16 protein-coding genes and 2 pseudogenes are annotated in these 19,488 nt (G+C 46.4%); 5 read left to right on the top strand and 13 right to left on the bottom strand.

Annotation, left to right across the window (positions count from 1 at the left end):
• Window positions 1-375 precede the first annotated feature (375 nt).
• The 3 genes from ACHZCY_RS16040 to ACHZCY_RS16030 form a co-directional block, all read right to left on the bottom strand.
• Window positions 376-1,977: a 4Fe-4S dicluster domain-containing protein gene (locus ACHZCY_RS16040; RefSeq protein ID WP_319549618.1), complete on the bottom strand. Its 1,602-nt coding sequence runs from the start codon at window positions 1,975-1,977 to the stop codon at window positions 376-378.
• Between the two features lie 2 nt (window positions 1,978-1,979).
• Window positions 1,980-2,900, bottom strand: a complete 921-nt coding sequence (locus tag ACHZCY_RS16035; protein WP_394713446.1) for a DUF362 domain-containing protein — start codon at window positions 2,898-2,900, stop codon at window positions 1,980-1,982.
• A gap of 193 nt (window positions 2,901-3,093) precedes the next feature.
• A complete protein-coding gene (locus ACHZCY_RS16030) occupies window positions 3,094-4,053 on the bottom strand; it encodes an alpha/beta hydrolase (protein ID WP_319549616.1) in 960 nt (319 codons plus the stop codon).
• 496 nt (window positions 4,054-4,549) lie between these two features.
• Here ACHZCY_RS16030 and ACHZCY_RS16025 point away from each other — a divergent pair, with 496 nt between their 5' ends.
• Window positions 4,550-4,939: a YbaN family protein gene (locus ACHZCY_RS16025; protein WP_319549615.1), complete on the top strand. Its 390-nt coding sequence runs from the start codon at window positions 4,550-4,552 to the stop codon at window positions 4,937-4,939.
• A gap of 348 nt (window positions 4,940-5,287) precedes the next feature.
• On the opposite strand, the pseudogene ACHZCY_RS16020 reads toward ACHZCY_RS16025, so the two are convergent.
• Both ACHZCY_RS16020 and ACHZCY_RS16015 read right to left on the bottom strand, forming a co-directional pair.
• Window positions 5,288-5,662, bottom strand: a pseudogene (locus tag ACHZCY_RS16020) (transposase); the annotation flags it as partial.
• 64 nt (window positions 5,663-5,726) lie between these two features.
• Window positions 5,727-6,767, bottom strand: a complete 1,041-nt coding sequence (locus tag ACHZCY_RS16015; protein ID WP_394713445.1) for a DUF2235 domain-containing protein — start codon at window positions 6,765-6,767, stop codon at window positions 5,727-5,729.
• Between the two features lie 768 nt (window positions 6,768-7,535).
• On the opposite strand from ACHZCY_RS16015, the gene ACHZCY_RS16010 reads away from it, so the two are divergent.
• Entirely contained in the window at window positions 7,536-8,024 is a 489-nt protein-coding gene (locus tag ACHZCY_RS16010) for a rhodanese-like domain-containing protein (RefSeq protein WP_205221984.1), read from the top strand.
• Window positions 8,025-8,130: 106 nt separating this feature from the next.
• Here the strand turns inward: ACHZCY_RS16010 and ACHZCY_RS16005 are convergent, their stop codons facing one another.
• Both ACHZCY_RS16005 and ACHZCY_RS16000 read right to left on the bottom strand, forming a co-directional pair.
• Window positions 8,131-8,376, bottom strand: a complete 246-nt coding sequence (locus tag ACHZCY_RS16005) for an ATP-binding protein (RefSeq protein WP_319549613.1) — start codon at window positions 8,374-8,376, stop codon at window positions 8,131-8,133.
• A gap of 153 nt (window positions 8,377-8,529) precedes the next feature.
• Window positions 8,530-8,889 (bottom strand): annotated as a pseudogene (locus ACHZCY_RS16000) (sigma 54-interacting transcriptional regulator); the annotation flags it as partial.
• Between the two features lie 677 nt (window positions 8,890-9,566).
• Here ACHZCY_RS16000 and ACHZCY_RS15995 point away from each other — a divergent pair.
• Window positions 9,567-11,474, top strand: a complete 1,908-nt coding sequence (locus ACHZCY_RS15995; RefSeq protein ID WP_319549611.1) for a UbiD family decarboxylase — start codon at window positions 9,567-9,569, stop codon at window positions 11,472-11,474.
• A 144-nt stretch (window positions 11,475-11,618) separates the two neighbouring features.
• Here ACHZCY_RS15995 and ACHZCY_RS15990 read toward each other — a convergent pair whose 3' ends face one another.
• Both ACHZCY_RS15990 and ACHZCY_RS15985 read right to left on the bottom strand, forming a co-directional pair.
• Window positions 11,619-12,785, bottom strand: a complete 1,167-nt coding sequence (locus ACHZCY_RS15990) for an ATP-grasp domain-containing protein (RefSeq protein WP_319549610.1) — start codon at window positions 12,783-12,785, stop codon at window positions 11,619-11,621.
• Window positions 12,786-12,848: 63 nt separating this feature from the next.
• Window positions 12,849-14,120, bottom strand: a complete 1,272-nt coding sequence (locus ACHZCY_RS15985) for an O-acetylhomoserine aminocarboxypropyltransferase/cysteine synthase family protein (RefSeq protein ID WP_319549609.1) — start codon at window positions 14,118-14,120, stop codon at window positions 12,849-12,851.
• Between the two features lie 181 nt (window positions 14,121-14,301).
• On the opposite strand from ACHZCY_RS15985, the gene ACHZCY_RS15980 reads away from it, so the two are divergent.
• Complete coding sequence (locus ACHZCY_RS15980; RefSeq protein WP_319549608.1) at window positions 14,302-15,270, top strand: LysR family transcriptional regulator; 969 nt, start codon at window positions 14,302-14,304, stop codon at window positions 15,268-15,270.
• A 42-nt stretch (window positions 15,271-15,312) separates the two neighbouring features.
• Here ACHZCY_RS15980 and istB read toward each other — a convergent pair whose 3' ends face one another.
• The 4 genes from istB to ACHZCY_RS15960 all read right to left on the bottom strand — a co-directional run bounded on the left by istB (window position 15,313) and on the right by ACHZCY_RS15960 (window position 18,368).
• Window positions 15,313-16,041, bottom strand: coding sequence for an IS21-like element helper ATPase IstB (istB, locus tag ACHZCY_RS15975; RefSeq protein WP_319549145.1), 729 nt, complete (start codon window positions 16,039-16,041; stop codon window positions 15,313-15,315).
• Complete coding sequence (gene istA / locus ACHZCY_RS15970; protein ID WP_319549144.1) at window positions 16,034-17,509, bottom strand: IS21 family transposase; 1,476 nt, start codon at window positions 17,507-17,509, stop codon at window positions 16,034-16,036. Before istA ends, istB begins: the two co-directional genes overlap by 8 nt.
• Entirely contained in the window at window positions 17,506-17,910 is a 405-nt protein-coding gene (locus tag ACHZCY_RS15965; RefSeq protein ID WP_319548962.1) for a hypothetical protein, read from the bottom strand. The genes istA and ACHZCY_RS15965 overlap by 4 nt, the downstream gene beginning before the upstream one ends.
• Window positions 17,911-17,984: 74 nt before the next feature.
• Window positions 17,985-18,368, bottom strand: a complete 384-nt coding sequence (locus ACHZCY_RS15960; RefSeq protein ID WP_319548963.1) for a hypothetical protein — start codon at window positions 18,366-18,368, stop codon at window positions 17,985-17,987.
• A gap of 694 nt (window positions 18,369-19,062) precedes the next feature.
• On the opposite strand from ACHZCY_RS15960, the gene ACHZCY_RS15955 reads away from it, so the two are divergent.
• Window positions 19,063-19,482: a VOC family protein gene (locus tag ACHZCY_RS15955; protein ID WP_319549607.1), complete on the top strand. Its 420-nt coding sequence runs from the start codon at window positions 19,063-19,065 to the stop codon at window positions 19,480-19,482.
• The last annotated feature ends 6 nt before the right edge of the window (window positions 19,483-19,488 follow it).

The following is a 19,488-nucleotide window of genomic DNA, read 5'->3' as shown; positions in this document are numbered from 1 at the left end:
AGAAATCCAGGCTAAGTAACAAGTTCAAATCCAGTAACTTCTGCTTTTCAGCTGTTTACCAGGGACCATAGTTTGACGAAAACAATAGTTTGCAAACCACCTACACTATTAATGTGATAATTTAGTGACGCCACAACCGTACTCAACAAATCGCGGACGAAAACAGGGTAACGGTCAACGATCACTCTGCTTTTTTAATATTTTCAACATCCGTTTATGCACGTTACTCAAATAGAGGCCGCCCCTCCGGTCGCACTGCTGAACACAACGATGACCAAGGACCTTGTTTTATTTCATAAACAGACCCCATAAAGAGTTCCGTAAGTGCCTGAAAACCTGTTTTTCGCCAACAATCATGGCGCAAATCCGGTAAAATTAGAATGGAAAATCAGCATCGCTTTCAACCTGTAACTCGACCTTGTTGACAAGAGGTTTCTTTGCAGTTTTATGCACAGGGTTGCCGTCAACAAAGATCGCTTTATATGGCTTGGTCGGGCATGCGTGTTCACACCCTCCGCAGCCGATGCAATAGTCTACTGTAACTTCCGGAATGACGAGCACCCTGTTGAGTGGATTTTCGTACGGCACCATCTTGACCGCTTTGGTCGGACAATGTTCAGAACATGCACCGCAGGCAGTATTGTCGGTATAGACCACGCAATTTTCCCTGATAAATGTAGCTACACCGATCTGCGTTATTTTTTTCTCCGTCACCTCAAGCGGGAGTAGAGCACCGGTTGGGCATACATTCGTACAGACCGTACACTCATAATTGCAGTGACCCGTGCGATAGTTCATCCGCGGCAACATTACTCCGGACAGGCCATATTCCAGGACAGAGGGAAGCAACACCTGAGTTGGACAGGCACTCACGCATAGATGGCAAGCTGTGCATGTGGCCGTAAAGTGGGCGACGCTGGCTGAGCCCGGCAAGGAGACTGGACTTGTCCTTATCACCGGAATAACGGTCGGTTTACTTTGGATAATTGTCTTCACTCTTTTGGCAGTGGTTCCAGCTTCTGCCAATCCGGCTATTCCCAAAAGGTATACCCCTGAATGCAAGAGCAATAACCGTCGTTCCCGATCCGGCTTCAGGGCGTTTTGGGCAGCCCCCCTCCCCCAGGTCCTCCGCCTTGAATATTGCATTGCACCGTTTGCGCAAACGGCCAGACAGTTGTAACAGCTCACACAACGGCTCATATCGACTGTCTTTGCGGCAAGATCAATACAACCGGCCTTGCACACTGTTTCACATCGCTTGCACCCGATACAGGATTCTTGCACAATCTTGATTCGTAAGAAAGAAAATCGGGCAACAAACCCCAGAAGCGCACCAACCGGACAAACACTGTTGCAATACAACCGACCACGTGTAGCTGCAAGCCAAAGAACCAGCAACAGCATTGCCACGGCAACCCCGGTGGAGAAAGGTGCCATGGCTGCCCAATGGCCACGGGCCAGAAAATAAATATCATACTGTTCCAGCGCCATGGCGCCGACATTGTTCACACCAAGAGCAATCGGACGCATGATATTGGTCATCATCCGGCCAAACCCACTGAAGGGATCTAAAAAGTTCAGTAAAATATTGCTGCCTGCCAACAGCAAAAGAGCGGTGAGCAAAAGTACTGAATACCGCAAAGCATTGCCAGGTTTGCGATAGCTAAAAAGAGCATGTTTCCGCCTCTTCCGCACAACAAAACCAATCATATCCTGCAGGGTTCCGAGCGGACAGATGGTTGAGCAATAAACACGTCCGGCTGCCATTGTCAAAAAAAGAACGAGAAGAAATCCAATTGCTCCGAGAGTAGTAGAATGGATGAATTTCTGCAAAGAAGGTACAAATTGCAGATAAAGAAGAGTACTGCCGGCAACAGGGGCGAAGGTGTTCCTGAAATCAAAAAACAACAGTACGGTAAGGATAAAAAAGAGCACCGATACAGCAACACGTACTCTTTTTAACTGATGCAAGTACATAATCAGACCTTGATGCGGTCGATCGAAAGCTCTTTCAAGTTGATCTTGCCAAGATGCATATCCGCTGCCAGCTGAATGTGACGAATATCTGTCGGTTTGGCACCGAATATCATCGCCGCTGCCGCATCGGCCGCAACCGGATCAGGAGAGACAATCAGTGATTTCATAGAAACGACATCCCCCACAGAGACACCACGGGGCCCATTCTGCTTCACCACGTTATAAGCGTCCACCACCGTAAGATTCGGCTTTCTGTAAGAGACAAAATCAGCAATGCACTGGTGCAGGTCGTTCCTGTGATAGTACCATCGATCCCACACGACCCCCATGAGATTCTTCATGCCGATGGTAACCATTGAGGAGCTGTGGTGCTTCAGTACCGGAGCATTGATGATTATATCTGCATCCAGTACCAACTCATGTACCTTGGTTTCAGTGAGACGTTTTCCATGGGGTACCCTGACCTTATGATAGTACCCTTCATTATTACCAGGAACAATTTTCCCGCCGGCATCCTTTACGGCTCTCTCAACACCGCTGTTTTTGTAACACTGAGACCAGGCATCACAGGTATGATCGAATACCGATACTTGTTTGGCTCCGGCTTGCAGGCAATGTTCGATGATGCGACCAACAAGTTTTGGATGTGTATTGCCAGCTCTATCAGGTGTCAAATCCCAGCCAATGTTTGGTTTGACCAATACCTTACTGCCTTTGGGCACAAACGTTTGCATCCCACCAAACGATGCCATCGCCTTGTCAAACATCTGTTCCGGTTCGCCTCCCTTGACAGCCACCAGATCATATGGAGCCAGTGGATTGCCGATCGCGGCAAGGACTCTCGAATAGTCCCCAAATGCCAATGAAGATCCGACCACTAGCGAACTGCCGATCACATTCTTTAAAAAATATCGTCGATCCATAATAACCTCTCTCGAGTTGTTGGTCTTGGCATGCACTTTACTTGCTCTGCGACGCATCATCTCGTTTCTTCATCATTTACTCTGTTATTGTCTGGTGGGCACCTGGAACAATGTTGAACAGTTCCAGGTAGAATTTAAGACCTTTTTTTATTATTGGCTAAAGAATTGCCCCTAATATGCACAAACAGGTTCGTTAAGTGCTTGCGCAGACAGAGAGAAAATCGAGAATAATTGTCTCGATTGTGGCAGTACAGTTAGGTGCAAGGATATCGCCGGCCAGAACATGTCGTTCCGGTGCTTCAGTATCGCTAATGGGGACGAGGAGCTTATCGGCTGATCCGATTCGGTTAAAGGTTGCCGGTATTGCTTTGGGATCGATCACCCGGTCAAAGGGGGAATAGATGGTCAACCACGGCTGGCTGATAGTTTCCAGGGGGAGCGAACGGATTAGGCGAACAAACTGTATCATAGGCAACAAGGCCCTGGTTGGGAAACGGTAAGTCCAGTACTTGCTGTGGAGCGGATTTTGTGGTTTCCAGCTATATTCAGGGCCATTGACCAACTCACCGATAAGCCCTCCCCATGGCCAGCTCAGCAACAGCGAACGCTTATCGGCCAAGGCGTAATTGGGTGAGATCAAAATAAAGGCAGCAACCTGTTTTCCCATCGGTTGCACGGCCAGCCAGGTTGCGGCCGTCGCTCCGGTGGAAAGACCGATAACTATAACTCGGTCGCCGATCCGGCGGCCGATAGCCATTGCCTCGGAAATGTCGTTTATATAAGCATTTACGCTGCACTCAAGCATGGCCTCACCTGTGCGGCCATGCCCAGTAAACCGGGTATAAAACAGATTGGCCCCCATGGCCTCCGCCACCTTATCCGCAAGCGGAGCCGACTCCTGGCGGGTCGCAGAAAAGCCGTGTAAATACACGATGGAGAAAGGAGTTTTCCGGCCCGGTTCGTCTGCCCAACGGATGATCTTTTCGGTTCCCGGAACCAGGTCATCATAGGCGGCCTCCTGCTCTGCCAGATAGGCATCAAGATCTTCTGGCAATGTCAGCGGATGCAAGGTGGTATCCACTTCTACCCGCGGTCCAGCAAGTAAAAGGATGATCAAGAGCAGGAGTATCCCACCCCCAAGTAGCAGGTACATCGATTCTCTCTCCCTTTAAGTGGATAGTAACCCTGATTGCTTATGAGCAGTGTGTCAATATGTTCAATCGTCAACAATCTCAATGCATTGAACGTAACCACATGAATGTACAAATTTGCACAATGTTCACCAAAGGTCAGGCCAGCCGGCATCGTTTCCTTCAGAATAACATTTTAGCAGGCAAAAAAGAAACCGATGAATCAATCGCTTTTCTCCTCCGACTCAAGTATTGCAAAGGCAAATTGCGCATAAAGCAAACAACCACCCATGAAACAAAGCTCATCCACAATGAAAAACTTCCTTGCCCCATAAGATTTGGCACCAGAGCATTCGCCCGGAGAAGACTACAAAGGTATTTGTCAGATAAAAAAGGTATTCAGGAGAGTCTCGAGGCAGAATGTTTGCTTGAAGATATTTAGCGCTGTATTAAATTTCACCTTATACAGAAAAGCTGACCATGACGTATAAAAGCACGATGTACCATTGGAACTAAATTATGAAAGCTGTCTCAGAACCGCTTATGCGAGTTGTATTGAAAATCGGTGCTTGCATCTGCATTGGTCTCGGAGTCATAGGAGCCTTTCTCCCACTCTTACCAACAACGCCTTTTTTGATTTTGGCAACGCTGTTGAGCTATAACTCTTCGCCAAAGATCAGACAATGGCTGCTTGACCACCCGGTGTTTGGCGAAACCATTCAGAATTATATTGAAAACCGATCAATAACTATTCCCGCACTTCGCAGTGCCCTTGTCACCCTGTGGCTAGGCCTTTTGATAAGCATCTGCCTGGTGAGTAATATTTGGGTGGGTATACTTTTGCTTGTTATAGGGGGCCTGGTGACGTTGTACCTACTAAGGTTGCAGAGAGAATCAAATGAACAATGAGCAGGAAGGGGGGCAAATAGAGGCAGTGCCAAGATATGTAGAACTTGGATGTGGCGCTGTAACGTTAACCCGAATTTCTCATGAGTTTTTTGCTTTTCGACTTAAGTTTTTGATATTTATAGAAAATACGGTAGCGCTAAAAAACAGACTGTTTTTTCGTCGATAATCAAAAAACTCACCCTCCGGGTCAGCGGATTTTTCCGCAGACTCTTTGTTGCAGGCCATTTGCAGTAGCTTACTACAGCTGCGTGTCCTGCGCCTCGATCTGCGAAAAACTTCACTGATGAGAAATCCGGGTTAAACCCAGTCACCGCAAGAAAAACACTGCGGCTGAGTCATGTTTTTGTGCCAGTCGGCAATCAGTTCAAGTAAGGGCGCTACCTTTGTCAGCTCGTCATCCTTTCCAACAAGATGCGTATGGATGCTGCTCCAGCGGTAATCTTCTCGATTTTCCACTAACCGTGCGCCAACAGGATTCATTTCGACATATCGGCCTGTGGCCAACAGGTGTTGCTCATTCATGGGAAAAGAGGCAAATTTTTCCTGCCACAGGTGACCTCTCCATTTTTCCCGTAAATTGATCCGTCGAGTATAACGGCGATGGACTGCACCAACGGCTCGGGCAAGCCCATCTTTGGTGTTAGGGACAGCAATAAGGTGAACATGATTCGGCATAATGCAACAAGCCCAGATCTTTACTGATGTATCGAAGTCTGGGCTTATCTGCTAACCCATTAAGATTGTCAACATTTCGAGCCATGCTGAACAAATCCAGTTCGGGGTAGAGTCATACGCCCACATCTAAGTTCTTCCAACCGTAATTTTCTACCAAAGCTTTTAAATTTGGCGGTCGGTAGCTGGAGTCTGCCTCGTACCGACTTTTCACGCTAGGGTGTATTTTGATAGGTTTACCTTTGACAACCAAAGGTCGATGCAGGGGAGATTTGAGTCGGTAAACATGCTTGCGGGATCTGTGTAACTTTCCAAGACCACCATCAGTTATAGAGGCCTTAAGATGTTGTTCAACAAACAAACCGGCGACCTCCGCTTCGTCCAGCATCCACTCAAGAGGAGTGTCAGATGCCCGGATTCCTGTTTTCTTGTCAGGTGGGTATGACCCTCCAACGTCAGCATGCACTCCTGCAAACCAAATTTGTTTTAAATCGACTCCGGGCCTGGGATGCCAGATTGTGGGCTCAAAATCCTCACGCTGCTCATCAATTGCCATAGCGTGGCGGGCAATTGCTACGTTTGCCCCCATTTTTGTATCATAGAACTCATCATGGCTCTCAAATAATCCCATCAAACTGAAAGGAATACCTAAAGCGCCAACAGTATCCCAAACACCTACAAAATGGACATTGCGCGAGGGGTGGCTATGCGTCTCTCTGAACTGCCTAGCAGCAACTTCGTTTGGTCGATTTTTCTTCAGTGGGCTCTTATAGATCTTAAAGGCTTCGGCAATAAGCTGAGCATCAGAGCGCTTTAAAATACCACAATTATTAACAAGGCCGCTCAAGGCCCTTACTGTATATGCGCCGCGGCTGAAGCCAAAAAGGAATATCTTGTCATCGGGCGCATAGTTCTGAACGATATAGCGGTAACCATCCGTTATGTTTTTGTGAATTCCACGACCAGTCGCACCAGCACTCACATTACTGTGATAAGAGCCTAACCCCCAATCGTAAAAGACATGCTGTTTAATACCATTGGCGGCAGGTTTAATGGATCGAGATAATTTCAACACATTAGTCGGGAAATCCTTTTCGATGTCTTCTTCCGGCCGATTCCAGGTTCCATCTGCACAGATAACTATATTTGCCATGATCTCCCCCCTTTGCCCACGGGTTTGTGTTTAGTCGTGCTTTATTAGTGCCAAAAAAATGCTAATGAGCCTGTAGAAAAAGTCTTCTAATATGGCCGACTGCTCCTGACTCTTCGATAATTTTTCGAAAAGGCCTATGGTGCTATAGCTCCAATTGAGCACTCTTTTGTGTTTTCAGAGGCCTTTTTTCAGTGTATTAACAGAGGGCTCTGTCATTTGTCGTCCCACTGCCTTACTCTGAAAAAATCTTTACCATAGCGATGGATTTTTTTCAGATTGTGGATAATGGATAATGGATTCCACGGGGTCTTTACTTTATCTATACCCTGTAGTGTAAAGCGATCGAGTCAAAGAACAAACCGGATATAAGCAACCACCGATTTACCGACGGCAAGACGCATCCTGTATAAAGTTCTTCCTGCCGCTGTATCGATTGTAGCTTTCATCTTATCCGTAAAACGCTGTTTACCATTGGCTGTTTTCCGGTGAGGTAGGCATCCTAACGAATTTCGGAAGCTACTCACTGTTATGTGGTGCACCTAAGCCGACGACGGTTTTTAGATATTCGATGAATAGGTACAAATTAATTTGCATTCCCATTGATAGTCTTTAATGTCTGTAGTATGTGATGTCTATCATATGAAGTAATACGCGAAGCATTGAAAGCAAGGGGTAGCATGATTAAAAATCTTATGCAAGGAGCCCCATTAGTCGAGTGTGTAGTGAGATCAATATCTGAAACCGACTCTCATTTATTTTGCGGAGATCACTATGAAAAAAGTTATTGTTTATGTGTTTTGTACCATTAGCCTATTTTTCTTTACCGGCAATGCTTTAGCTGAGCAGCCGAAATGGATGGAAAATCCAACCGGAACATTGGTCCAGGAAGCACGTAATAGTACCAAACAAGTTCCAATCACAGAGCTGAAAAGGGTTCTTGATGCGGAGGAAGATATAGTTTTGCTGGATGTTCGGACCCCTAGGGAATATGAGGCCGTTCATATTCCCGGTGCAATCAATGTCTCAAGAGGGCTTTTAGAATTTAGCATCTGGTCCGTTGTGCCCGGTAAAGATGAAAAAATTTACGTGTACTGCAAGTCTGGTGCACGTGCAGCCCTTGCAACCAAGCAACTGAATGAGTTTGGCTATAAAAATGCGGTTGCCGTAGCCACAGGCATGGCTGAGTGGGCAAAATCAGGATACCCAGTTCAAACATCTATCACTGACGAACAAATTATTCTCGTACCTGTAGAAGAATAGCAAACTCAGAGAATAATCTGTCCGTTGATATTTTTAGAAAAGTTATCGGAGAAAGCCCTGCGGAATGAGCCACAGGGCTTTTTGTCAGAGCCTTTGATGCACAGGCTTACATCGTATTTGAAAGCTCAATAGCACCCACAGGACATTTTAAAATACAACTACCGCACTCGTCGCAGCGTTCGCCTCGCACACTATAGGCATCACCTTCCTCGATGGCCTTGAAAGTAGACGCCTCGTAACACTCACCGCAGGCCGTGCATTTATCCGGGTCAATGCGCGCCCCGGCCTCGTTAACTGTCTCCCCGCCAACTGCGAATCGCTTGCGCAGTAGTTCGTGGTCGCGTGTCTCCATCTCAAAGTCGTAATCGTACACCTCCCCCCTTTTCCTTTTCCTTTTCCTTTTCCTTTTCCTTTTCCTTAAAAGAATATCTTGAAATACATGCTCATAACAGCAGCGAATAGGCAAGTGAGCAGCAATCAACCGAAATTGAGCAGTTTAATAATTTTTTCTCTTATGATCTAGAAAATGGGCCACAAGCGCCGGGATATCTTCTATTCGCTGCCGCAGTGGTGGAATCAGGATGGGGAAAACATTGAGCCGGGACCAAAGATCACGGCGAAAACGGCCCGATTGGACCATTTCTACCAGATTGCGATGGGTGGCGCTAATGACCAGTACATTGACAGGGATCGACTTGGTTCCTCCGACCCGCTCAATTTCCTGCTGCTGCAAGACCCGCAACAATCGCACCTGGGCAGCAGGCGGTAGCGCTCCTGCTTCGTCGAGAAAAAAAGTCCCTGTGTGTGCGATGAAAAGAGAACTCGATACAGCCAATCTTGAAACAGTGCGCTCATTTGCCGGTATTGCAACAGGATATGCTGCAGGCGTAAAAAAGTTGTTGAACTATGGCATCAAGCAATTTGCTGATTTTCTATAATATGAAAACAAATTGCTACGCAAACTGCGTCGAGCCTGGCAGATTGAAGAAGAAAACTGCTTATGAATAATTTTAGAAAAAAATGATTACAATTATTAATTGAACTTTACAGGAGGGTGTTTCGGCTGTCCGAGCAACGTAAATGACTGCACTGCTGAAGCCTCTAAACAGACTGAACGAAAGGACGTAAAGGCGCAACTATTGGGCACTATCCCACCTGGCCTGCGCTTACCTCTGCGCACGATCAGGCAGCAAAACATAGCATTTTTCTAGTTATCAAGTCTGATTGTACGCAGCTGGAGTATTGCAGCGCTGTTACAAATCGAGGTTAAGGCGAGGTTATTTGTTACTCGTTGAATAACAACTATTTCTGAAAAATAACCGCTGATTGATTAGGATGGTTTCTTCTTTACCCTCTCTGTCCTTTTAGCTATTCTCCACCCGTTTCCATGCTATAAGGGCAGGGACAGGTCTGAATAGTTATGGGCGCAGACTTTATTATAAAAAATTATGTACAGGTGAGTATATTTTGTTTGATCTGCAATGCAAATGCTCTCTTCAATTTTTCACAATACTTTTCATTTCATACGCTAAGGGGTAGTTCATGTATAAATCCATGTTGGAATGTATCGATGATCTGGAGCGAATCGGTCAACTGCTAAGGATAGAAGAAGAGGTCGACCCTTATCTTGAAATAGCCGCCATCCATCGACAAGTACATCGGGAAAATGGTCCCGCCATTTTGTTTGAGAATATTAAAGGCTCTAATTTCCCGGGAGCTTCCAATATTTTTGGAACCATAGAGCGTATGGAGTATCTTTTCCGGAGCTCACGAAAACCTTTGCAGCTTTTCCTGGAAGCCTGGAGTGATCCACTCCCTCTTCTGAAACAGCCCGGAAAATGGTTTACCCTTCCCCGAACCGCCCTTCATTCTCTCCCCCGACATGTTCGCTCCGGCTTGCCAAAAGCAGTTCGTTTAAGTGACGTCACAGCTGGTATGAACTCCGCATGGAAGAACAAGTTACCAGTATTAGAATGTGAATGTCGTATACAGGACCTCCCTCAGATCCATTCCTGGCCCCTGGATGGCGGGAGTTTTATCACTCTTCCCCAGGTATGCTCTCTCCCCCCTGCAGATACGCCGAACATTTTAAAATCCAATCTGGGTATGTACAGGGTGCAAATGTCAGGCAATGAATATGGTGATGATGAAGTTGGGTTGCACTACCAAATTCACCGAGGGATTGGCATTCATCATACCCAGGCAATAGAAGCCGACAAGGAGCTTAAAGTGAGTGTTTTTGTTGGCGGTCCACCAGCTCATACTGTTGCGGCCATGATGCCGTTGCCGGAGGGAATGAGCGAGCTTACCTTTGCAGGAATGCTTGCGAGAAGATGTTTTCGTTACACTTTAATTGATGGTTGGGTCGTATCAGCAGATGCGGATTTTTGTATTTTAGGAACAGTTGGGGCAGATACAAAACCGGAAGGCCCATTTGGCGATCACCTGGGATATCACTCACTAGAACATCCTTTCCCCTATCTGAAGGTTGAGAAAGTCTTTCACCGCAAAAACGCGGTGTGGCCTTTTACGGTGGTAGGGAGACCTCCCCAGGAAGACAGCATATTTGGTAAATTTGTTCACCGGTTAACCGGCGATATTCTTCCCACCCAGGTGAAAGGGGTTCGTGAAGTTCATGCCGTGGATGCCGCCGGTGTACACAGCCTGCTCTTAGCCATTGGATCTGAGCGATATGTTCCCTATGACCGAAGAGAACCCCGGGAAATATTAACCCAAGCCAATGCGCTCCTTGGTTTCAATCAAGTTTCTTTGGCAAAATACTTGTTTATCTGTGCCGGTGAAGACAATCCAAAACTTGTTGCCTCGGATGTCAGGTCTTATTTTCAGCATGTTTTGCAACGAGTGGACTGGCGGGAAGATCTCCATTTTCAGACCAATACGACAATGGATACCCTGGATTATACAGGCCACGCCCTGCATAAAGGCTCTAAGCTCGTCGTTGCAGTTGCCGGTGAAAAACGAAATGAGCTTTGCGGTCAGCTCCCCGCAGGACTGCTCCTGCCGGATGGATATAGTAATCCCCGTATTATCCTCCCAGGAATTTGTGTAATAGAAGCTCCCTCTTATACTTTGGGGGAAGGGAAAGTACAGTATGGTGCAAGAGAAGATCGCACGCAAGAAGTGGAACAATTCTGCACCGAAATGGATACCTTGAATCCAGAACTTTTTTCCAAACATGGAATCGCATGGATCGTTTTAGTGGATGAAAGTGACTTTTGTGCAAAAAATTTGGATAATTTTCTCTGGGTTTGTTTTCTGCGCTCCAATCCAAGCCAAGATACCTATGGACTGCAGGCATCCTACGAAGCCAAACATTGGGGATGTAATGAGTCTTTGGTAACAGACGCCAGGCGCAAACCGCACCACACTACACCGATGGAAGAAGATCCTGCCGTCGAGCAAAAAGCCGCTGAAAAATGGAAGATATGAATTGCGGCCTGGGTTTAGCTAATTAAGGGCTAGCCCAAATTTCTAAACCACCAACAGGGTTAAAGGAATAGTTGAACAGGGTCAAAGTTGTGTAGGGTGGACAAACGTAGCGCATCCACCCTAAGTACTGATGAGAAATCCGGCCTAGTTTGCATCTCGAACAAAGCGGCTCGGGTCCATGCTCAATATCAAATCAAGTTCCTCTTCCGTCTCAGGGGAGACCTCGAAAAAGGCGAAGGCGTAGAGCGGAAAGGTTCGATAGTTCATTTTGCGAAGTGTGATGAGCGAGCTAAAGAGCTTTTCAAATGCTCCATAATCAAAAACCTGCTCATCGCTCAGCGTGCTCGCCCGTTCAACCACACCCATGGCATAGGTTGCAGATTCTTTTCCCTTTAAGAGCGTTGCCCAATCAGGCCGTGTTCTGTTTGCAAAATGCTCATAAACATTCAGGCCATATCCATAATAGGCGATATCTGTTGAACACCATCCGGCAAAACGCAAAGGATTGATCTCAATGGGCCGAATCCGCCCCTCTTTATCGATTCTGATTTCGGCGTGGACGGGAAGCCCTTTGTAGTCACCAAGTGCAGCTATATCTGTGAGAAATTCCTCAATAGGTTCAAGCCTTTCTTCAATGATCTTTGCAGAGGTAACATAGAGCCGATCGCTCATATCCTGCTCGCTACTAAATCGGTGGTAAAGGATGTTGAGAACAACAGGCTTGTTGTCCTCATCAAAGTAGGCATCAACAGCATACTCTTCTCCTTCGATAATTGACTCTACAACAAATGTGTCACTGTTTATGACCTCACCAGGAAAGGCGCAGGCGGTAGCTTCTGTCTCCTGACAGATCTTCGCCTGTACCGCCTCCCATTCTGCGGGAGTATCGACCCGATGGACTCCGGCGCTGATAAATCCCACATTAGGCTTGATAATAAAAGGTCGGCCAATACTTTCAAAAGTGAGCGTTGCAATTTCCGTGGCTGGTACTTTACGAAAAGTGATATCTGGAAAAAGGGAAGCAGTGGATTTCCTGAATTTTGCTTTATCCTTAAACACGTCAATTTTTTTGGCCAGATCAGAATCGGCACCAAAAGTTTCTGTAATCCAGGATATTGCATTCTCACTGTTGCTGTATACCCATCTGAAATTCTCTTTTTCCAGGTGTAAGGCAGCCTCTGCTGAAGAAATGAAATTGGCCGCAGAAGAAACGGATTGACTTGCAAAATCATTTGCCAGCAACGGCATTTGCGATTCAACCAGAAATTTCTCTGCCACATCTGAAATATACGGTTCATCTATAATAAACATATCGGATTATGTATTGTAAGCGGGTAGCAAAAGTAGGTCTCGTCTTATCATGCCAGTGTGCATCTACAGTTTTTCCAGAGCTTGGGAAAAATCGGCAATAATGTCGTCAACACCCTCAATCCCTACAGAGACCCGTATTAACTCAGGTAAAACACCAGCCTTGAGCTGGTCCTCTTCACTCAGCTGACGGTGGGTCATGCTTGCAGGATGGAGAACGCCGGTTCTCACATCAGCCACATGAACAACTCGTTCAGCAAGCTGCAGTGCATCCATCACACGTTCAGCAGCGGCACTGCCACCCTGTACACCGAAGGTTAAGACACCGCTGCCGGCCTTCATATACTTGACACAGAGCTCATAATTAGGGTCACTTTCCAGACGAGGATATTTTACCCAGGTAACCTTTTCATGCTTTTCTAGATACTCTGCCAGTTTGAGGGCATTTTCACTGTGTCGCTCCATGCGAAGATGCAGTGTTTCCAAGCCCTTGTTAGAAAGAAAAGCATTCTGGGGGCTCATATAGCAACCAACATCACGAACCCACTGCACCCTTGCCTTGACGATATAGGCGTTCGGGCCAAAGGTATCCACATAACTCAGGCCGTGATACGATTCATCAGGCTCAGTCATGCCGGGAAACTTGCCGTTTGCCCAATTGAAAGTTCCTCCATCCACGATCATCCCGCCAACACTTGTGGCATGGCCATCCACATACTTTGTTGTTGAGTGAATGACAATATCAGCTCCCAGTTGCAGAGGATTGCAGAGATAAGGTGTGGGAAACGTGTTATCCACGATAAAAGGAACATCCATTTCTTTGGCAATTGCTGAAAATTTTTCAAAATTCAGCATATCGGTTCCAGGGTTTGACAAGCTCTCGCCAAAAAGGAGTTTGGTATTGGATTGAAACGACTGTTTCACTTTTTCAGCAGAGGCTTCGGGATCGACAAAGCTCACCTCAATCCCAAGTTTTTTCATTGTATGTTTAAAGAGATTGAACGTTCCACCGTAGAGGGTTGAAAGGGCAACGAAATGATCGCCGGCTTCACAAATATTGAGAACCGAAATGGTGGAGGCAGTCTGCCCGGAAGAAAGGGCAAGAGCCCCGATCCCACCTTCAAGCGCAGCCATCTTATTCTCAAAGACCTCGACCGTAGGGTTGCTGATCCGTGAATACATATGGCCGGCAACTTTCAAGTCAAAAAGATCTGCAATGGCTTGGCAGCTATCGTATTTATAGGTGGTACTCTGAACAATGGGGGCAACACGTGGTTCTCCGTTCTTCGGCGAATAGCCGCTCTGCACCGCCTTTGTCTCCATACTCCAATCTTTCATTCTTTTAACCTCATCATAAAAACTCTTAAAGTGGCACCCAACAGGCTTTACGCCGAAACATTGCAACCAATTATCCTTGTATACGCGGGGCTACTTTCGCAATCCTCAAAAGTGACGATTGACAAAGTAATAGCGATGATGAATAAATAAAAGTTAAACATTATAAACCACAGGTTAATTCATGCTTAAAACAATTGACTTAAATAAGTTAAAGGTTTTCTACTATATTTACACCTGCAACAGCATCAGTCATGCGGCAAAAGAACTCAATGTCACCCCCTCCGCCATCAGCCAGAATTTAAAAAATCTGGAAGCTGAGATACAAACACGCCTTTTTACCCGGATACACAAAAAACTCATCCCAACAGCTGAAGCCAAAACACTTATTCACATTCTGGAACCATTTTTCCTTGAACTGGAAGAGGGCTTGAAAAATTTCATCATTGGCAAGAACACGCCATATGGAATGTTGCGCCTGGGAGTTCCAGTAGAATTTGGGAAGACCTATCTGCCACGGATAATCAGTCAGTTCAGAAAAAATTATCCCAATGTGACCTTTTCTCTAGCCTTGGGTAACCAGGAAACACTTTTACAATTGATAGCAGCCGGAGAGTTGGACTTCGCTATTGTAGACCTCTTTCTCAACCAAAAATCCTCTGCCGGCAATCTTGATCAATACCATGTTGAGGCCATCCTAGATGAAGAAATCATCCTTGCGTGCTCTACATCGTATTACCATCAGCATCTCAACGATGACCTCTCTGTTAACACTCTTCTCAAACAGGATTTCATTTCGTATGACAACAACTCCCTGGCCATAAACGGCTGGTTTAAGCATCATTTTGATAAACAGTCGGCAAAAGTCAAAGTGGTGCTGACAGTGGATAGTGTTCAGGCCGTTCTGGCGGCAATTGAAAATGATATTGGACTGGGTGTCATCACCTCAAACCAGATGCACACCCGAAATATCATGCCCATCACCACCCACAAACAAGAAATTATCAATACAATATCACTGATTCAGCTTAAGGATAAAATCCCTACCCTCACCGAGTGTAATCAGCGGAACAAAAACCCACCAAAAACAGCGATTAAAAATCAGCCACAACAACGGCTGGTCGCAGCTGTGCGTTTCAGAATGATGTCTTGACGACATTTCCTCCATAGTATCCAGAAGTTGTATTTTTACTCCTTATGCTCTTTTGCGATAGCTTTTCCCCTCCATGACAAGGATCTCCGAGTTATAGACAAGACGGTCGGCTATTGCTGTGGCCACGGTGGTACTGTCAAAAATGGTTCCCCATTGTGCGAATGGCAGATTGGTCGTTATGATGGTGGACTTCTGCTCATGCCGGGCACTGATAACCTGGAAAAACAAATTTGAACCCTGTTGGCCAAGCGGGAGATAACCTATCTCGTCACAGACAAGTAGATCCGGATTTTGATACGTTTTGAGTTTACTCAGCAAGGTATTGTTTTCCTGGGCGGCGACCAGTTGATTGATCATGTCCATTGCCGAGGTGAACAGAGTTTTTATGCCAGCCTGGGTGGATGCGTAGGCAATAGTCTTGGCCAACAGACTTTTACCGACACCGGGGTTGCCGATCAGTATGATATCCATTTTGCGGTGAATAAACTCGAGGTCGATCATGCCAAGGATAACTGCCTTCTGTTTCTTGCGGGAAGGATGGTGATCAAAGTTAAACTGATCGATGGTGGGTTGTTCGGTAAGCTTCGACTGTTTAAAGCAGCGCAGGATCTTTCCCTGGCGGCGTTTTTCGATCTCCAAGTCGAGCAACCTGTGAATGGTTTGCAAAGTCGAAAGATTTTTCTGCGCTCCCTGTTCCAGTAGTTCTCCGATATTTTCAGCACAGTGTGTGAGACGCAGTACCTTGAATTTCTTTTTTATCTCGTCAACCATTGTTTGATCTCCTCTTGAGGGCGATAGCGTCGTATTCGGCCAAAGCCGGAGTTGTGAGCCTGATTGCATTAAGGTCCTCCTGTTTGAGCCGTACCGGCAGATGAGTGCTGGTCGGAGTCATCTCCTGATAGAGGATATTGCGGACGTAATCAGCACCGATGACATTTTTCTCCAATGACTTTTTCAATCCGTAGATAAGGGAACTGTCTCCGAACTCATCGCGCAGTATCAGGAGGGCTGCGATATTTTTTCTGATTGGCAGGCGCAGTGAGTTCAAGCGCTCGAGATACTGGAGCGCCACCTCTCCCAAAGAGAGGAAGACCACTACCTGTCGATCTTGAAGCAGCCGTTTTTTGATTTTTTTCACCTGTTCCCGATGACCTGGCACTTCGATTCGCTGCTGTCTTTCCCAGCAGCGGCTGTGGCAGGCGATGAGTTTTTCTTTGAGATAGATTGAGATGAGAGAGTTGTCTGCCTTGAGGGTGACCTGTTTGCCGATGGCCCATGGCGGTACGGAATAAACATTGGTGTCAAAGCGCACACCGAAGTCTTTATGCACCTTGAGAGATGCAGTCTGTCGACAGTCAGGTAAGGGCTCAGGAAGTGGACGCAGGTTATGCAACCGGTCAATCGGCCGTTGAGATGTGGTAGCGTGCTTCCTAACGTTGGCTACAGTGTCCAGCCATTGATGCACCTGGTCCTGAACATCACTCAAGCTGCTGAATTCCCGCAGAGGCCAGAAATTGGTACGCAGGTATTTGATCGCATTCTCTACTTTCCCTTTTTCGTAAGGCGACCGAATTGTACAGGCATGCGGAAGGATGCCGAACTTGCTGAGAAACACGAGGAAAGCCTCATTGAAACGAACCACAGAGCCGACTCGCTCGGTCACTGCGGTGAGCATATTATCGACCACGATTTCTCTTGAAGTGCCGCCAAAGTAGGTGAATGCTTCCAGCAAACCTTGATGCAGATATTCCTGCTTCTGACTGTGGGAGAAATAGACGTAGAGCATACGACTGTAACCTTCAACCACCGCAAGGGCATACAGTTTTCTATGCCCGGCGCCATAGCTCAGGGAGGGGAAGTGGCCCCAGTCAATCTGTACCTGCTCACCTGGTTCGGATTCATAGCGGATGAACGGTTGGCGCTGAGCCTGCTGCCCCCGCAATTGTCTGAGCAAGGCCCTGACAATGGTGATCTCGCCAGTGAACCCATTCTCCCGTATTTTCCGCAGTACTACCGGTGCCTTGATGTCCGGGCAGCTATCCACCATTTCACCTATCATTTCGCGATAAGGGTCGAGTTTGGATTTTTTGGCAGTCCTCTCGGCAGGCATCGGTCTGTCGTCCTGCAGATATTTCGCCACGGTCTGCCGGTCGAGTTGCAGTTGTCTGGCAATGCTGCGTTGGGAAAACCCCTCTTTTTTAAGCTGCAGGATTTCAAGTGCCGTTCGCCTGCTGATCATGTCCTTCCCTCCTTGAATTGCCGAACAAGCTGATGGATGGTTGCCGGATCTTCCCGTCGCATATCTTCCTCATTCTGGAGTAACCGCGTTTGGTGTACAGGTTCAGGCGGAAGGGAAAGCACCTGGAATAAGGTGCCGTCAAAGGCCAACAGGTTTTTGCTGAGGAGCCCGTCCCGGGCAAGAATGTATTCATCGACATTGATGGTTAGCAGGGTGCAGATTTTGTCGTAGGAATAAAAAGACAGCCCCTGCCGGTCAGCCACCATGACCAGAAAAAAATAGAGCAGCAGCTCTTGATGAGAGAGGCTGCTCCAGAAACCATGGCGGAGAAAACGGTGCTCGATAAAGGCAAAGCTGCCGCTGATTGTCCTGACACGTTCAATAATAAGTGGATTTCGCATGATAGACCTCCGTTTTTCACTACGATATCGCATGTATTACCGGAAGACTATCGAGTCCTTCTTTGCAAGATCGCCTATATCGCTGTTGTTGGGACTATTTTTACAGCTAACGCGTCCATCTTTGCAAGATTCCCGCTGTCGGCAGAAATGAAATATGTCATTGATGTATCGTTTAAAAGGCTTTCTAACGTATCCATCTTTGCAAGATTCTCCTTCACCGGGACTGACTGGCGCGCGGCCTTGTCCCGTACCCGTTGCAGTTTTCGGTTTTGCTCGCAATAATTCGGATTTTTTTGACGATACTGTTGCCAATAGAAGGGATTTTTCCTCTGCCAGGCCCGCTGGCTCTCGCATTTGTTGGCCCGGTGATCTGGATCGGTCTGCTGTTTTTCTCTTTGCCATTTGCTCTTTCTTGCTCGCTGACAAGCCTTGGCTCCACAATACTTCTGGTTATGCACTCTTGGGTTCCTTGGTAGAATCCTTCTGCAACAGACGCATCGAAATGTGCAAGTCTTCACTCTCTCCTCCGCGGGTTGAGGGATGTGCACGTCGAAAAAAAGAAAAAGAAGAAACTACAAAGGAAAAAATAGAAGAAAAGACACCTGATATGCATCAGGATTGGATGAAAAACGTAAGAAAATGAAGAAGGAGATTATCTGTGGCTGGATTTCAACCGATGATGGTGTCGACTTTTAAACCGCTGATTTTGGTTGGGAAGTAAATCGCTGGTACCACACCGAGAAAACATTTCAAAATTTCCTTAAAACAGCGCTGCAAAACTCAAAATAAACAACTTTCATTTCCTGAAAAACAACCGTTTTATTGGTTATTATCGTCGTTTCCATCACATTAAAACTCAACACCCCCACGAAATATTTTTTTACCTTCAAGATATCAAACAGTTAGATAACGACGCAGGCCTTCAACTTGATTAACCATTCAAGCAAGCATTGACAGACACCTCCCTCCAACTTACCTTGCTCAGATACTGAAAAATGGTCCACTCAACTGTCCTTGCACAGGCTATGGGCGAGCAACAATGCAAAGCTTTTTTGCATCTTCCTGATGATGCATTATTTTATAAATATAAATTATACGAGTCTGACGCTGTAGCGCATAAGCATCGACATCAATTTTCAATAAAGAGAAAAAATGAAATTTTTACATACAATGGTAAGAGTACAAGATCTTGACCAGTCTCTTGATTTTTTTACACAAAAACTTGATCTGGTTGAAACAAAGCGAAAAGACTATGAAGACGGGCGCTTCACCCTTGTCTACCTGGCAACGGCTCCAGGAGAGCCTGAAGTGGAGCTTACCTACAACTGGGACCAGGATACTGCTTACAGTGAAGGTAGAAATTTTGGTCATTTAGCGTTCAGTGTCGAGAATATCTATGAGTACTGTCAAATGTTAATGGACAAAGGGGTTACCATCCTACGGCCCCCAAGAGATGGTCATATGGCATTTATTCGTACCCCCGATCAAATTTCCATTGAACTGCTCCAAGAGGGAGAAAAATTGCCGGTCAGGGAGCCATGGGCCTCCATGGAAAACAAGGGAACCTGGTAAAGAGGA

Origin of the sequence: Desulfogranum marinum, from assembly GCF_963675105.2 — a bacterium.
GTDB classification, from domain to species: Bacteria; Desulfobacterota; Desulfobulbia; order Desulfobulbales; family Desulfobulbaceae; genus Desulfogranum; species Desulfogranum marinum.
Note: the sequence above shows the minus strand (reverse complement) of the source record. Positions and strands in the feature narration are given on the sequence as shown.